General features: G+C 55.0%; 10 protein-coding genes. 3 read left to right on the forward strand and 7 right to left on the reverse strand.

Annotated elements, in window-relative coordinates:
- Nucleotides 1-153 precede the first annotated feature (153 nt).
- Nucleotides 154-561 (forward strand): thioredoxin family protein, encoded by a 408-nt coding sequence (locus tag ACO064_RS08405; RefSeq protein WP_421826941.1) that lies wholly within the window; start codon nt 154-156, stop codon nt 559-561.
- A 9-nt stretch (nt 562-570) separates the two neighbouring features.
- Here ACO064_RS08405 and ACO064_RS08410 read toward each other — a convergent pair whose 3' ends face one another.
- A complete protein-coding gene (locus tag ACO064_RS08410; RefSeq protein WP_421826942.1) occupies nt 571-2,283 on the reverse strand; it encodes an Ig-like domain-containing protein in 1,713 nt (570 codons plus the stop codon).
- A 204-nt stretch (nt 2,284-2,487) separates the two neighbouring features.
- Here ACO064_RS08410 and ACO064_RS08415 point away from each other — a divergent pair, with 204 nt between their 5' ends.
- The gene (locus ACO064_RS08415; RefSeq protein ID WP_421826943.1) at nt 2,488-3,303 is read left to right on the forward strand and encodes a CPBP family intramembrane glutamic endopeptidase; all 816 of its coding nucleotides are present in this window, start codon (nt 2,488-2,490) and stop codon (nt 3,301-3,303) included.
- Here ACO064_RS08415 and ACO064_RS08420 read toward each other — a convergent pair whose 3' ends face one another.
- The 4 genes from ACO064_RS08420 to ACO064_RS08435 all read right to left on the reverse strand — a co-directional run bounded on the left by ACO064_RS08420 (nt 3,304) and on the right by ACO064_RS08435 (nt 7,146).
- On the reverse strand, nt 3,304-4,248 hold the full coding sequence (locus tag ACO064_RS08420) for a 1-phosphofructokinase family hexose kinase (RefSeq protein ID WP_421826944.1): 945 nt from the start codon (nt 4,246-4,248) through the stop codon (nt 3,304-3,306).
- A gap of 91 nt (nt 4,249-4,339) precedes the next feature.
- Nucleotides 4,340-5,095, reverse strand: a complete 756-nt coding sequence (locus tag ACO064_RS08425) for an SDR family NAD(P)-dependent oxidoreductase (RefSeq protein WP_421826945.1) — start codon at nt 5,093-5,095, stop codon at nt 4,340-4,342.
- A 26-nt stretch (nt 5,096-5,121) separates the two neighbouring features.
- Nucleotides 5,122-5,949, reverse strand: coding sequence for a universal stress protein (locus tag ACO064_RS08430; RefSeq protein ID WP_421826946.1), 828 nt, complete (start codon nt 5,947-5,949; stop codon nt 5,122-5,124).
- A gap of 96 nt (nt 5,950-6,045) precedes the next feature.
- The gene (locus ACO064_RS08435; protein WP_421826947.1) at nt 6,046-7,146 is read right to left on the reverse strand and encodes a hybrid sensor histidine kinase/response regulator; all 1,101 of its coding nucleotides are present in this window, start codon (nt 7,144-7,146) and stop codon (nt 6,046-6,048) included.
- A 380-nt stretch (nt 7,147-7,526) separates the two neighbouring features.
- On the opposite strand from ACO064_RS08435, the gene ppsA reads away from it, so the two are divergent.
- Nucleotides 7,527-9,923: a phosphoenolpyruvate synthase gene (gene ppsA, locus ACO064_RS08440; protein ID WP_421826948.1), complete on the forward strand. Its 2,397-nt coding sequence runs from the start codon at nt 7,527-7,529 to the stop codon at nt 9,921-9,923.
- 97 nt (nt 9,924-10,020) lie between these two features.
- Here the strand turns inward: ppsA and ACO064_RS08445 are convergent, their stop codons facing one another.
- Together ACO064_RS08445 and ACO064_RS08450 are read right to left on the reverse strand one after the other, a co-directional pair.
- On the reverse strand, nt 10,021-11,694 hold the full coding sequence (locus tag ACO064_RS08445) for a SusD/RagB family nutrient-binding outer membrane lipoprotein (RefSeq protein ID WP_421826949.1): 1,674 nt from the start codon (nt 11,692-11,694) through the stop codon (nt 10,021-10,023).
- A gap of 12 nt (nt 11,695-11,706) precedes the next feature.
- Entirely contained in the window at nt 11,707-15,306 is a 3,600-nt protein-coding gene (locus tag ACO064_RS08450; RefSeq protein ID WP_421826950.1) for a SusC/RagA family TonB-linked outer membrane protein, read from the reverse strand.
- Nucleotides 15,307-15,361 lie beyond the last annotated feature (55 nt).

Consider the following 15,361-nt stretch of genomic DNA (forward strand, 5'->3'; position numbering starts at 1 on the left):
ACCTTCCAAGTTACTCGATTCTGCTCACAATCCTCTATATACGTTGACTTTTTCAAAGAATGATCATCAATTTGTCAGGATCATTTCCGTTGGGCTTACTCCGCCAAGAATCATGACTGATCCTAACCAACATCAGTCTTTTTGGTCAACCAAATGAGCACATTTGTACCCATGAGGGCAACAACCCTGGTTGACGAACGAATGTGGCAACGCAAGCAAATGAACTTTAAAGATCCATACCCGGTGCAGACGCCCACCCGCCTGGCGGTTTTGCTCCTCTTCATGCCCTCGGAGCGGACCGACCGCATGCAGCAGGCGTGGCTACGAACCCTGGCCGATTCGCTGCAACACCAATTGTCCAGCCAGGTGCAGGTTTTGAAAATAGATGAACTCGCCCACCAGGATGTTTTCCGAAGCTTCGATATTACCCAGACGCCCTCGTTCGTGCTGGTGCAGCGGGGCGTCGAACTCTGGCGGCAGGTGGGAATGCCGCAGGAAGACCTGTCGGCGTTGCTGTCGGAACGCCTGGTTGCGGCAAGCGCCCCGGTCTTCAAGGCCTGACGGAATCGCTCAATTTTTAATCAGGTAGTTGACAGGAGCTGGCAGACAGGGAGTTAAAGGAGCTTCTTTGGAGGCCGGGGAAACCGGGAGCTTCCGGTTTTCTTTGGCAGCCACCCGGCCTTTGGGGCTGGATGCGTTCAAATCCGTACAGTCGAAATTTTCGGGCGATACGGTGCGGGTCAAAAGATAAAAATAGGGGCTTCGGGAAATGTTTCGGACGTCCCAGAAAGTCAAATGCGTATCGGGATAGGTGATGTAACCGGTCCACATCAGGGCCGTATGATCACACGGAACACCCGGTGCTTCGCAGCCAGCGGGGTGCAGCAGTCCAAACGCATGACCAATCTCATGACCCAGCCCACCAACATACCGGCCAATGCTCTCGTTTTCGTAATAGCCACGCCCACCCGAAACGCCCCGAACGTCGTAGCCCGACAGCACCACGACACTCCCGGCCGCAGCACCTCCCCCCTGCCCCTCCGCCGGATCGGCGTCGATGTAATAGACCCAGACCGTTTCCGGGTCGTCGTAACGCCCGCCGGTCAACGTCATGCCCTCGTTGGCGGCATTGTACCAGAACCACCACTGCTGGCTGTCGCCGATGGGGGTGGTGGCATACCAGCTCGCGGGATGGGCGGTTTTGATCACTTCAACCACCGGATAGCTGATGCTAAACGTCTGAAAACCGCTCAGTTGTTGCTGATACCAGATTTGCAGGTGCCGGATGGCGCGTTCCATGCCTTTCACCGCCGTCGGGTTCGCCGTCCGGTCGGCAGGAACCAGGTAAACCAGCCGAACCCGGTATTTGTAGGTTACGATGTTCAGGTTCTGCGTAAAAGCCCGTTCCTGGCTACCGGCCTGGGTCGTGATGGTAAAGGACGTTTCGCCCAGGCTGGCGGTAGACGCGCTGACCGACACCATGACTTTCGCTACGCCGTCTTTCGGAACTACCACCGGGTTGGCAAAGGGTTCGACGACAATACCGGGCGGCACATTCTTAAAAACCAGGGTGGTGGGACCACTAAATCCGTAGACGGATCGCAATTCCAGCAGGATCATCGCGGTGGTGGCCTGCGGCAGCACCAGCGGTTTGGCGGGTAAGGTGCTGACGATCGCTTCGGGCGTGTTGACGACAACAACGACGGTGGCGGTTTTTCCTTCGCAGGAAGCCGTGATGGTTACGTAAGCAGAAACGCCGGCCAAAGCCGTCACCAGCCCGGTTGATGAAACCCGCACTTTGGTCGAATCCGAACTGCTCCAGATCACAACCCGATCCGTTACGACCACGCCGTTTGCGTCCTTTATCGAAGGTTTCAGTTGCGTTTCCGAACCCACGTTCAAGACGAGTGAATCCGATGGCAGGCTGACCGAAGCAACGGGAATTTTACTGATGGTGAGCACCAGAAAATTACTTTTCCCCTCGCTGGTGGCCGTAATCCGGACGGTTCCGGGGGCCGTTGTTTTGACCAGCCCGGTTTGATCGACGGTCGCCAGTGCCGGGTTATCCACCGTCCAGGTGATGACCCGACCCGTCAGCAGATTGCCGGCCGCGTCGTTGAGAATGGCCGTCAGGGATAAGGGCTGCCCCACGGTCACGGTCGTACCCGGAGCCACCACCCGTACCGAAAAAACCGGGGCCGGATCGACCTGTTCTTTGCAGGAAAAAATAACCGCCTGCCCGATCAGGCAGATGAAAATGAATACGCGAAGGGAAAGGTTCATGGTCAGGGCGAAACAGGCTTGCGTACATCCGGAATACGCTTCCACAAAGTAACACCCTAACTACCTGTCTCACCATGACTTAGCTCACCCCTGGAGATGAGGACAGTTATTCCGGAGCCTGTCGACAATCAACTCTTGTTCAAACCGTTTGCGCTAGTTTTGGGCTTTCTGACCTTTGGAATACTCCCTGATCTGACTGATTTCATGAAACAACTACTGGCTTATTTTCTTACCACCTGTGCGATTTCGTGGCTGTGCTGGTCACCCTACTGGCTGCCTTTTTTCCCGGAAGCCTGGAAAACCTCTGCGTTTCTCCATTACCTGGGTTTGCTGGGCCCAATGCTTTCCGCCGTGATCTGGACAAAAAAGGAAAATTCCAGCCGGGGTCTTCGCGCCCTTTTCACGAGCCTGCTTGTTCCGCGCGAACCGGTTTTTTATGGCTTACTCAGCGCCCTGCTGCCATTCTTGATTCTTTTCGCTGCCGTGGGTATCAGCACCCACGGAGCAATCCAAACCGTCGACTGGCGGGGACTCTGGCATTCGCGTGAACTTGCCACCATTTCACCCATTCCGTTTGTGGCATTAAACCTCTTCGTGGTGGGTTTTGGTGAAGAAACCGGGTGGCGCGGCTATGCTCTGCCGCGTCTGCAACAGCGGTTTTCAGCCTTAACGTCATCGCTTCTCATCACGGCAGGATGGGCGCTGTGGCACTGGCCGTTGTTTTTTTATGTCCGCTCCGGCTATCATTCGATGGATGGTGCCGGCATCGGCGGCTGGCTGATCAGCCTGTTGACGGGTTCCATTCTTTTCACCTGGCTCTTCAACAGCAGCCGGGGAAGCCTGTTGGCCTGCGCCCTGTTTCATGCCACCATGGACATCGCCTTCATGGCCGATTTAGGCCGCCCCGACGTGATGACGTATGTCGGCATGGCCGTAACGCTCTGGGGCGTTGGTATTCTCCTGGTATTGAAACCCACCCATTTGTCCCGTCAGCCCCGCGTAAAAACCCTTGAACCGTAGTTATCGGCTGATCCATTTCAGCAGCCGTTCTACATCGTCCTTGTGGAACAACTCGGTGCCGGGGTTCATCGTAGCCGCCGTTCCGCAAGCCACGCCCAGCCGCAGCATTTCTTCGTAGGAGTGGCCCTGGGACAAAGCGAAAACCATTCCGCCGACCATGCTATCCCCCGCGCCGACGGTGGTTTGCTTTTTAACCGTTGGGGCCGGAACCCGGAAGCTCCTGCGCCGGTGTTCCCGGTGATTTTCTTTTGTCACCAGCAAAGCCCCCGCCGGTCCCAGCGATACGGCCATGATCTCGCACCCGCCCTGCTGAATCACCGACCGGGCGGCTTCTTCGACTTCCTCCAGTTCCAGTTTCTCAACGCCGACGAGGGACGCCAGTTCGCCCAGATTGGGTTTCAGCAAAAAAGTCCCTTCCTGAATTGCCCGTTTTAAGGGTTCGCCGGAGGTGTCGAGAACCAGCCGGATGTTCCGCTCCTTCGCCAGTTGGGCAATGGCGGCATAGTAGTCCGGTGGCAAACCAGGCGGCAAACTGCCACTGACCACCAGATACTCAATCGGTTCGGAAAAATCGCGCAAGCTGTTCAGCATCAGTTCGCCCTCAGCCGCCGACCAGGTGGGTCCCGGTAAGCCAAAGCGGAACTGTTGTCCAGTCGACGTCTCCAGAACAACAAAACTTTGCCGGGTCCAGCCCGCCATCGGAATCGCCCGGTAATCGATCCCCTGTTCGGCCACCAGTTGTTCCAGCCATTGACCCGTGGAACCACCCGCGGGAAAAACCGCCAGGGATTTTGCACCCAGCCGAAGCAGGGCTTTGGAGACGTTGATGCCGCCCCCACCGGGATCGTAGCGGGCGGTTTCACAGCGCAGTTTGTGTTCGGGTACCAGGCGGTCGATGGTGGTGCTGGCATCCACGGCTGGATTCAGCGTCAGTGTGAGAATCATCCTTTTAAATGGAAAAGCAACCCGTTTCGGAATTACCGGACGATCCGGCGACTCCCGAAACGGGTTGCGTAAGGTACGATGTATTGGTGAATTACCGCGCCAGATAACCGCCGTCGACCGGATAATACGATCCCGTTACGAACGAGGCTTTGTCTGACGACAGCCAGATCACCAGTTCCGCCACTTCTTCCGACCGACCCAGCCGCCCGATGGGGTGCAGGTCGACCAGCATCGTTTTGACTTCCGGCGGCAACACGCCCAGCAAAGGTGTATCGATGTAGGCCGGGCCAACTGCGTTGATCCGGATGCCGCGGGCGGCATACTCAATGGCGGCCGTCTGACTCAAACCTACCACCCCGTGTTTGGCGGCTACGTAGCCCGGCGACTGTGCCGTTCCGACCTGCCCCAGAATGGAGGCCATGTTGACGATGGACCCGGTTTTGTTCTGTTTCAGCATCGCTTCCAGTTCATATTTCAAACAGTAGAAAACGCTGTTGAGGTTGACGTTGATGATTTTCTGCCAGCCTTCCAGCGAATAATCCGCCGTCAGGTTCAGTTCTCCGCCGATGCCCGCGTTATTGCAGGCCATATCCAGCCCGCCAAACGCAGAGACGGTTTCCGAGACGAGTGCTTCACACTGCGCCGGATCACCGACGTCGGCCTTGAAAAACCGGGCAACGCCCCCGTCGGCGGTAATCTGGTCAACCACTTGCTGCCCCAGTGTTTCGTTGACGTCCGACACCATCACGCTGGCACCGTGCTGGCTATACAATACGGCAATCGCCTGGCCAATGCCCGAAGCCGCCCCGGTTACCAGAGCCACCTTACCTTGTAAGTCCTTTTCCATGTTTCCATTCAATTAAAAAAATGTTCTTAAGCGCGCATGATCAAAACCGGTATATCAGCATGATTCAGTACATCTTCGGCCACACTACCCTGAATCCAGTGGCGAATGCCGGTATAGCCGTGGGTATAGAGCACGATCAAATCGGCTTTTACGTCCCCGGCATAATCCAGTATACCCTCTGGAATAGACCGGTAAGGCCATATCTGAAATTTAAAATGATCGATGCCTTTGCTCAGCGCGTATTCGTCCATCCATTCCCGGATGCCTTCGGGTTGCCGGCCGTCGGTGGGCGTCAGCACATACACAAACTGACGAAGGCCCTGATCCGTGAGCTGAAACGGATACGGATGGCGTTGCTTCAGCTTGTCATCCACATCGATGGCACAGACAATGTTCCGGGGCTGAAAGTGTTCGATGGGGTGTTTGATCACCAAAACCGGGCAGTTGGCGTGCCGGACAATCAACTCGGCGTTCGAGCCTTCCAGCCACTCCGTCAAACCGGTGGCCCCTTTGGAAGCTAAAACGATCAGATCGGCCGGTTGTTCGGTAATGTTCCGAATTAAGCCGTCGAGGCTGCTGCCCAGTTTTGTTTTGATGGTAACATCCGCGTATTTCGGATTGGTCGCCAGCTTCTCCAGGGCCTCTTCGGCTTCTTTCCGGGCTTCGCCGTAGTTCTCCGTAACCATCAGCGACAGTTCCGGGGTGTAGTCCACGGCGGGCTGCGGAATCAGTTGGTAGAGAACCGTATGCAGGAGGATAATTTCGGCCCGGTAGGTCCGGGCCAGGCCCACGGCTACGTCCAGTGCATAAGCGGTCATGGGGCTCAAATCCGTGGGAACCAGTATTGTTTTCATCGTGAACATCCGTTAGTTTGATAGTCCAAAACACGTTGAAAACAGACTCCCTTTCCATGACGGAACGCACCCGGTTTGTTGAGAAAAGTCACTGGTTCAGTTGATGGATTGGCCGGGCAGCCACACCATCGCTTTCGTCCAGCCATCGGGGTAGCAACCGATCGACAGCGAACCGTGGTTTAGTTCAACCAGTTTTTTTACAATCGCCAGCCCCAGTCCAAAGCCCTGCTGCTCAAACTCCTGCCGGTCAAACTGCGTATAGGGTGCAATTTGGGCGACATGTTCCGGTTTAAACGTCCGTCCTTTGTTACCCACCGTAAGCCGGTATTCTTCACCTTCCAAATACCCTGTGACAACGATGCCGGTCTGATCCGAAAACTTGATGGCGTTATCGATCAGTTCGTCTAAAATAAGGGTCAGGTTTTCGTCCGAAACTTGTATTATTGCTTCCTCCACATCGACCCGCCAGGTGACTTGTTGCTCCTGCCGGTTTTCCACCAGCCGGATTTGCTCTTTCACGCGGTTGGGCTGCAAGGTGGTCGTTCCCGTCGTAAAATACGTATAGGCGCTGTGTGAAGGATCGACATGCTGAAGGATTCCAATCCGTTGAACATTGTCCAGCGACCTTTTGAGCCGCAGTCCGCACACGCGGATCGTCTCCAGCATCGACACCGCATCGACATCGTCGAACTCGTCCAGATGATTCGCCAGCAGGGTCGACATGCCAATAATCCCGTTGAGGGTAGTGTTGTATTCATGTCCGGCGGCCCGCGCCATCTTCAGGTGTTGTTCGGCCAGTTGGGACTGCAGGCTGGCTTTGCGCAGGGCCTCCCGTTGCAGGCGGTTTTCGACAGCCAGGAGCAGGCTTTCGCCCGTAAACGGTTTGGTCAGGTAATCATCCGCTCCCAGCGACATTCCCCGGCGCAAATCTTTCAGATCGGTTTTGGCCGTCAAAAACATGAAGGGGACGGTGGTCAGAGAACGATTGCTGCGGATGGTTTCCAACACCTGATACCCATCCATGTGCGGCATCAGAACATCGCAGAGGATCAGATCCGGTCGTTCCAGAATGGCTTGGGTAACGCCCTGTTTTCCGTCCGGAGCGGTTTCTACCTCAAACCCATTCAGCCGCAGCCACTCGGCCACATTTTCACGAATTTGTTCCTCGTCTTCAATAATCAATATTTGTGTCGACATAAAATAAGGTAAAACAGAGAACCATCCTGTACGAACGACAGAGAATAAACGGTTCGATTTGGAAAGCTAACTAAAGTTGAAAATCAGAAACTTAATGAAGAATAGGGTGGATTTATTGAACAAAACTACGTCGCATAAAGTCCCGTTTACATGACCTGATCTATGTAACGATATGACAAAAATCAGTAACATAGCTTTCGTAAATCATAAAAATCCACTCTTTTTCCCGGCATAAAGCCCGCCGGTTTTTCTCTCGGGTGTCGGGCCCGGCCTCCCGCAACATGCCGGTAATGAGCATCAGTAAGCCGCCTGAGTAACGTCATAGCGTCAAGGAGGTTCGTCCGCTAGTTTGCATCCGCATCTTAAACCCTTGAACGGACATGAACACGTGGGTACTTCCTTTCAGCCAGATCAACAACGGAATGATTGCCAAAGTGGGCGGCAAAAATGCCTCGCTCGGCGAAATGTTTAACGGACTGCGGTTTTATGGCGTCCGGGTTCCCGACGGCTTTGCCCTCACTACCGATGCCTACTACGAATTCCTGCATCACAATGAATTGCGGATGCCCATTCAGGCGTTGGTCGGCGAACTGGACACCCGGACGTTTTCCAACCTTCATGGCATCGGCCACCAGATCCGGAGCCTGATCCGGAAAGCCGCTTTTCCGCCGGTTCTTGCCGAAGCCATCGGCAAAGCGTTCATCGACCTGAAGCACCATTTTCCGAACCCGATTCAGGTGGCGGTTCGCAGCAGTGCCACTGCCGAAGATCTGGTGACGGCCAGTTTTGCCGGTCAGCACGAATCGTTCCTCAACATCCAGACCGAAGAGCAATTGCTGCAAGCCTGCCAGGCCTGTTACGCATCCCTGTTTACGGACCGGGCCATCAAATACCGGCATGACAACGGTTTTGATCACCTGAAAGTGGCGCTTTCGGTGGGCGTTCAGAAAATGGTGCGCTCCGATCAGGCATCGGCTGGCGTCTGTTTTACGGTAGACCCCGACACCAGCCACGAAAACCTGATGCTGATTACGGGGAGCTGGGGTTTGGGCGAAAACGTGGTGCTGGGCAATGTCAACCCCGATGAATTCTACGTCTTCAAACCGTCCATTGCCAAACGCCCCAACGCCATCGTCAGCCGGAAAGTGGGCGAAAAATCGGTGACGATGGTGTATGCCGATTCGCCCGAAGCCAGTCAGCCGACGGTCAATACCGATACGCCCCCGGAACGCCGGGATGCCTTCGTCCTGACAGATGCCGAGGTAAATCAGCTCGCCAGTTGGTCGCTGATCATTGAGCAACATTACCGCAAACCGATGGACATCGAGTGGGCCAAAGACGGCATCGATCAGCAGATCTACATCGTGCAGGCCCGGCCCATTACGGCCTTCGGATCGTCGACGCTGCAACTCACCGAATACCACCTGCAGGCACCGGGTAAAGCCCTCACGCAGGGCAAAGGCATTGGTCACCGAATCGTTACGGGAACCGCGCGGGTGGTGGCGTCGCCCAAGGATGTGCCGACCACCATCGGTGCGTCGGACATTCTGGTCACCGACATCACCACGCCCGACTGGGACCCTATTCTCAAAAAAGTGTCGGCCATCATCACCAACCGGGGTGGCCGGACGAGCCACGCGGCCATTGTGGCCCGCGAAGTGGGCGCGCTGGCGGTGGTTGGCACCAACAACGGCACGCAGGTCATTGCAGACGGGGCTACCATCACGGTTTCCTGCGTCGACGCCCAGGACGGTTTTGTGTATGAAGGTGCGTTGCCGTTTACGCAGGAAACCATCGATCTGACGGAACTGCCCAAACCCCACACCCAGTGCAACCTGATTCTGGGTGATCCTTCGCAGGCGCTGCGGCTGTCGCAACTGCCCAGCCAGGGCGTGGGGCTCATGCGGCTGGAATTCATCATCACCAATGCCATTGGCATTCACCCGATGGCGCTGGCCCGGTTCGACCAACTGACGGACGAAACCGTGAAGCAGGAAATTACGCAGCTCACCCACGGCTATACCGACAAAAAAGAATTTTTTGTGGATAAACTGGCCCAGGCCGTTGCGCTGGTAGCTGCCAGTTTTTACCCCCGACCGGTGATCGTTCGCATGAGCGATTTCAAAACCAACGAGTATGCCAACCTGCTGGGTGGCCGCGGTTTCGAACCCAAAGAAGAAAATCCGATGCTGGGCTGGCGCGGGGCGAGTCGCTACTATGATCCGCGGTACCGCGACGGGTTTCGGCTGGAATGTGACGCCATGCGCCGGGTGCGCAACCAGATGGGGTTCACCAATGTGAAACTAATGATTCCGTTCTGCCGGACGGTGGAAGAAGGCAAGCGGGTGCTTCAGGTGATGGATGAATACGGTTTGGCGCGGCACGAAAACGGGCTGGAGGTGTATGTGATGGCCGAAATCCCCAGCAACATCATCCAGGCCGAAGCGTTCGCCGAACTCTTCGACGGTTTTTCGGTTGGTTCCAACGACCTGACCCAACTGGCGCTGGGTGTCGACCGGGATTCGTCGACGGTGCAGGGACTTTTTGACGAAAACAACCCTACGGTGCAGACGTTGATTGCCATGCTCATCCGGAAGGCTCACCATGCCGCCCGTCCCGTGGGCATTTGTGGACAGGGCCCCAGCGACAACCCGGCCTTCGCCCGTTTCCTGACCGAAGAAGGCATCGACAGCATTTCGCTCACGCCCGACGCTTTCCTGCGCGGACTCACCACCATTCACGAAGCCGAGATTATGCTGGCACTCGATGCGCTATGACGGGAAGATGATTAAAAAAGGCGAATGTAAAAGTGGAAGCTGGCGGGCTACGGATTAAAAGATGAGCCCGGTTCTGACGCTAACCGGGCTCATCTTTTTAATACGGTTTGTTTGTGCCTTGTATGAGCCACATTTTGGCATAGTGGTGATCCTTACTTTGGCCGGCCGGAATAAAGTTGGTGCTACCCAACCGGTTCACGGCATCCGTGTAATTTGCGATGTATTTGGGATCCAGGTTGGGCGTAGGGTACATGTAACGGATTGGCAGGGCCGGGCCGAACTGTGCTACCGGACCGGTTTTCAGTGCGGGGTAGCCCGTCCGTCGCCAATCGAACCAGGATTGGACGCTGAACCAGGACGAGATCCATTTTTGCTCCAGAATCCGTTCCTGCTTGTTGCCAGCGCTGGCGTAGCTGACTCCGGGTTGCGCATAATACGTTTCGAAGTTGAATCCGGTAGCAGCCAGTGCTCCTTCTTTGTCCATCGACGCCTGAACCGCTTTTTTATAATGCGCTTCCGCATCGGTCGCACCAAATCCACCCAATAAGGCTGCCTCAGCCAGAATAAACTCGACCTCGGGGTAATTCATAAAATTCATGGCCACATAGGGATCGGTATTTTTCCGATAACGGTCATGAATAAACGAAATGTAGGGATTCTGTTCGTTGGGATAAACCGCCACATCATTTCCTTTGTTGTAAACGATGCCCTGCGTAATGGGCAGGCCGACGGGCAAACCAACGTACAGGTTTGTATCGGCACTGGAGGCCACACTCGGCACATAAACGACGGAATATGTTTCGCCGAACAGGTTCGTGACCGTCCTGGTGGTAATGGTGGTCACGTTGGCATCCCATTTTCTGCGCACCGGATTGGCCCAGCGCTGCAACCTCGGATCTTTCAGTTGAAGCAGCTTGTCGACGAGTGGTTTGGCCGGTTTTGTCAGCCAGTTGAAGGTAGCCGATGCCAGCGGGCCACCGGGCTGGGTATTGTCGGAGTTGGTACCCAGAAAAGCCAGCGTTGCATCGTCAGCCTTACTGGTAAATGCACTGGCGGCAGCCTCCTTAAACTCGGTCTCCAGATTGATTCCCAATGCCGCCATTTCCGCCTTTTTATCCACCAGACGAAGGGCGTAACGCAGACGCAGCGAATTGGCAAACTTTCTCCACTTTGCGGCATCTCCCTTATACATCACATCGGAAGTGGCACTCACCACATCCTTTGGCGTCAGGTTTTGAAGTAGCTCGTTCGCTTGTTTCAGGTCGGTCAGAATGCCCTTATAGACATCGGCTTGTTTGTCATATTTTGGAAAAAACGCTCCGGTGCTGGCCTTCAGTGCCTCGCTGTAGGGAATGTCGCCGTAAATGTCGGTCAGCAACCCGAAGAGCATGGCTTTCATGGTCAGTCCGATTCCCTGGAACAGTTTGTTGTCATCCCGCACGCCATTGTCATAAATGATCTGCACGTTCCGCAGGATATCGTAGTAGCTGCCCCAGCCTTCCTGACCCCACGCATACTGGTTCGTTTCGGCCGCACCTTCGTTTGTTCCCGCCTGCATGTACTGCATGGCCGCTGCGATTTTGGAACTGTTCTTCCCCAGACCAAAGACGAGCTTTCCACTATTGACCAGTGAATAGGTGAGGACGTAGTTGGACGACACATTTTCAGGACTGTTGGGATTTTTGTTCACCTCGGTAAGGTCCTCACAGGCGGACAGCCATAGAACCATCATCGCCAGCAGGGGAATTCTCAATGTTTTTATCGTTTTCATTTTCACTTCCAATTAAAAGTCTACGTTCAATTTAGCCCCGAACGAACCCGTGAAAGGCAGTACATTGTAGTACTCCACCCCCTGCGACCAGCCCACACCGTTGGGTCTGAAAGCCCGTTCGGGATCAAGCCCCTTAATGCCCGCGGCCGTCCACATGAAGATGTTGTTCGCGACGAACCCCACCGACGCGTTCTGCAGATGCAGACGGTTTACGAAGCCTTTGGGAAGGCGATAGGTGATGGAAACTTCCCGCACTTTCACGTAGGTAGCACTGTACATGTTCTTTTCGGCAAACGGACGGTTGGCGTAGCGGTAGGCACTGAAGGGATCGAGCCATTTACTGCCCGCCCCTCCCAGGTTTTCGGTATAAACCGTATTGCCGTTGGCATCTTTGGTGGCCAGTACGCCGGGATTAAGGCTGGCATCCTGCACCCGTCGGCTTGCTTCCACACTGCCTTCCGGCCAGGCAAACCCGTGGTATTCAGCATTGCGGCCACCCACCCAGCTCCCCAGGTATTTATCCGGATTTTCCTTGATCTGTTCGGCCAGGCTACGGTTCGGATCGTAGCTTTCACCCGTCAGGGTTTCTTCCAACTGTCCATTGTTGCCCAGGAACATCATCGTATTGGAGTAGAATGACCCGCCCAGGCGCCAGTCGACATTCGCGAACAACGTGAAATTCTTGTATGTGATCGACGGTTGAACGCCCATCAGGAACTTGTGGTTAAAGTTCCCGATCTTTTTCAGGCTGTTCACATCGTTGTCAGTCTGGTAAAGCCCCCCGTTGGTCACGATCGGGTAGCCGTAGTACGGAGAATTGGTATCTTTCACCCGCAGGATCGGGGCGGCATAGATATCCCCCACCTGGCCTCCTTCGTAGGTCCGCACTTCGGCACCCGAGTAGGACACAAACGAGAAGTACTTGATCCCGTCCGCCAGTCTGGTGATGTACGTGCGGTTCCGGGTCAGGGTGAAGTTCATGTCCCAGGTAAAATTCTCAGTTTTGATCGGAGTCGTGTAAAGGGCCAGTTCGAAGCCTTTGCTTTCCACCAGTCCGGCATTGATCTGCTTGGTGTTGGCCCCGGATTCAATCGGTGTCACGATCGACAGTACCTGGTTTTTATTGCCTCTCTGATAGAAGGTCGCATCCAATCCAAGGCGGTTGTTCAGGAACTTCAGGTCAACACCGATTTCGCCGGAAGTGGCGATTTCCGGTTTCAGATCCGGGTTGGTGAGCGTTCCACCCATGTACATGCTCTTGGCAGCGCCCCAGTCGAGGGCGGTCTGGTAGATACGGCTGTACGCGTAAGGGGCTACGTCGTTACCCACCTGCGCATAGCCCGCCCGGACTTTGGCAAAACTTACCCAACGCGGCATGGTGAACATTTCCGAAGCAATAACGCTCAGCGAAGCAGATGGATAAAAATAGGAATTGTTCCCTTTCGGCAGGGTGCTGGTCCAGTCGTTGCGCGCGGTCAGATCGAGGTAGACCATATCTTTGAAACCAATGGATGCCGATCCATACACGCCATAAAGCTGCTTCCGGTTCAGCAGGCTGTTGTAGGAAACCGCTCCCGGCGCGCCGTTGGAGATGTTGTAAACCCCGGGCACCACCAGGGCGGTTGCCGAAGTTGCCAGGCTCCGTCCGTATTGCTCCAGCCGGTTTACGCCGGCCAGTGCGTTCAGGCTCCAGGCTTCGCCAATGTTTTTCTTGTAGCTCAGGATCAGGTCCAGGTTGGTTTCCTTGTTGTAGTTGTTGGAAACCTGGTAGGCTCCATTCACAGCCTCGAAGTTGTTGTAGGCCTTTTTCGCTTCCAGAATCTCGGTATACGAGTCGCGCGAGTACCGGCCGGTGATCGAGAACGCCTTCGTGATGTCATAGTCGAGCTGGATTTTGCTCACCACCCGGTCGCGTTTAAAACCGGTGGGATTTTCGTACACCAGATAAAACGGATTATTTTGTTTGTCTTTGTACTTCCGCTGCGCAATGCCTTCCTGGCCGGGAAGCCAATAGTCGCGCAGGTCATTGATGTTGACCTGGGAACCGGTCTCGTAGACGCTCCGGACAACGTCATTGCGGCTTTGATCGATGATGGGCCGGTTGTCGGAACCCGATTCGGTGAGGTTCACATTCACCGAAGCCCGCAGTTTGTCGGTCAGGTTATAGGTGGTATTCAGGGCGATCGTCAGGCGGGACAGATCCGTGTTCGGGATGATGCCGGTATTCTTCATATTCCCGAGCGACAGCCTGAAGTTTCCTTTTTCGTAGTTACCATTGACCGATACGTTGTTCGTATTGGTGATGCCGGTTTGGAAAAAATCCCTGAACCGGTTGGGATACGAAACCAGGGGCACTTTTTGTCCGTTGCTGTTCCACAACGCCCATTGTTCCCCTTTGTCAAGTGCGGCTCCCCAGCTTTCATTTTCCGGCTCTTCCAGAATGTGCGCACCGGTTTTTCCCGATCCGAATTTGTTCTGAACCGCCACATACTGCAAAGGCACATCCGCCACCACCGAGGTGTTCAGCGACACACCGATCCCCTTTTTACCACCCGTGCCGGATTTTGTCGTGATCAGAACCACGCCGTTGCCAGCTCGTGAACCGTACAGGGCTGCGGCACTGGGTCCTTTCAGGATGGATACATTGGCAATGTCGTTCGGGTTGATATCGGAAATGGGATTACCCATGTCAGCACCGGCAAAACCGTTGGAAAGCTTGTTGGCAACCGGTACCCCGTCGATGACAAACAGCGGCTGATTGTCGCCGTTCAGCGAGTTGGCACCACGGATGATCATGCTCACTGAAGACCCAACGCCCCCGCCCATCTGCGAAATCTGAACACCGGCGATCTTACCAGCCATGGCGTTCAACACGTTATTTTGAGGGGTTTGTGTAATGGACGTTCCTTCAATCGTGCCTACGGAATATCCGAGCGACCTTTTATCGCGCTTGATCCCGAGGGCCGTCACAACCGCTTCCTGCAGGGTGTTGACACTTTCGACCATCACCACGTCAATCACGCTCCGGTTACTGACCGCAACCTCCTGTGTCTGGTAGCCGATATAGGAAAAGATCAACACGGCGCCTTCGCCGGTGACGTCCAGGGAAAACCTGCCCGTAGCATCGGTGGTTGTGCCAGACTGTGATCCTTTCAGGATGACGTTCACGCCCGGTATTCCCGCCTTGTCTCCACTGGAAGTAACAACGCCTGTCACCGTTTTTGCCGGTGCTGTACGCGCTTCGGACACCGGGATGATCACTGCCCCTGATTCATGGGGCGCGTTGCTGATCTTTTTGAAAAGCAGGATTTGTTTTCCTTTCACCTCATACCCGGTCTGCAAAGGGCTCAGCAGTTTGGTCAGCACATCACTCAACCGCTCATGACGGGCCGAGATGTTCACTTCCAGAGACGACTGAATTTCGCCGGGGTTATACACAAAACGGGCGTCTGACCGGGTTTCGAGCGCTAAAAGCACCTTTTTCAGGGTCATGCCCTCCATTTGAAGGCTTATTCTTTTCTCAAGGATTTCTTGTCCACGCGCGTCGGCACCGGCAAAAGAAAGGCTGGAAAAGACAAGGGCGATACAGAGCTGGAGTACCGATAGTTTCATAGTAGTGCGCCATAGGGTTTTGAAACGCGGGGTTGGGTTCATATTTTTAACTGTT

This window comes from Larkinella sp., assembly GCF_965227735.1.
Classification (GTDB): Bacteria; Bacteroidota; Bacteroidia; order Cytophagales; family Spirosomataceae; genus Larkinella.

Bases quoted from the DNA above. Each gene is read 5' to 3' on its own strand.
- ppsA (WP_421826948.1), top strand. From the start codon at position 7,527: ATGAACACGTGGGTACTTCCTTTCAGCCAGATCAACAACGGAATGATT.
- ACO064_RS08430 (WP_421826946.1), bottom strand. From the start codon at position 5,949: ATGAAAACAATACTGGTTCCCACGGATTTGAGCCCCATGACCGCTTAT.
- ACO064_RS08410 (WP_421826942.1), bottom strand. From the start codon at position 2,283: ATGAACCTTTCCCTTCGCGTATTCATTTTCATCTGCCTGATCGGGCAG.
- ACO064_RS08425 (WP_421826945.1), bottom strand. From the start codon at position 5,095: ATGGAAAAGGACTTACAAGGTAAGGTGGCTCTGGTAACCGGGGCGGCT.
- ACO064_RS08450 (WP_421826950.1), bottom strand. From the start codon at position 15,306: ATGAAACTATCGGTACTCCAGCTCTGTATCGCCCTTGTCTTTTCCAGC.
- ACO064_RS08420 (WP_421826944.1), bottom strand. From the start codon at position 4,248: ATGATTCTCACACTGACGCTGAATCCAGCCGTGGATGCCAGCACCACC.
- ACO064_RS08435 (WP_421826947.1), bottom strand. From the start codon at position 7,146: ATGTCGACACAAATATTGATTATTGAAGACGAGGAACAAATTCGTGAA.
- ACO064_RS08415 (WP_421826943.1), top strand. From the start codon at position 2,488: ATGAAACAACTACTGGCTTATTTTCTTACCACCTGTGCGATTTCGTGG.
- ACO064_RS08445 (WP_421826949.1), bottom strand. From the start codon at position 11,694: ATGAAAACGATAAAAACATTGAGAATTCCCCTGCTGGCGATGATGGTT.
- ACO064_RS08405 (WP_421826941.1), top strand. From the start codon at position 154: ATGAGCACATTTGTACCCATGAGGGCAACAACCCTGGTTGACGAACGA.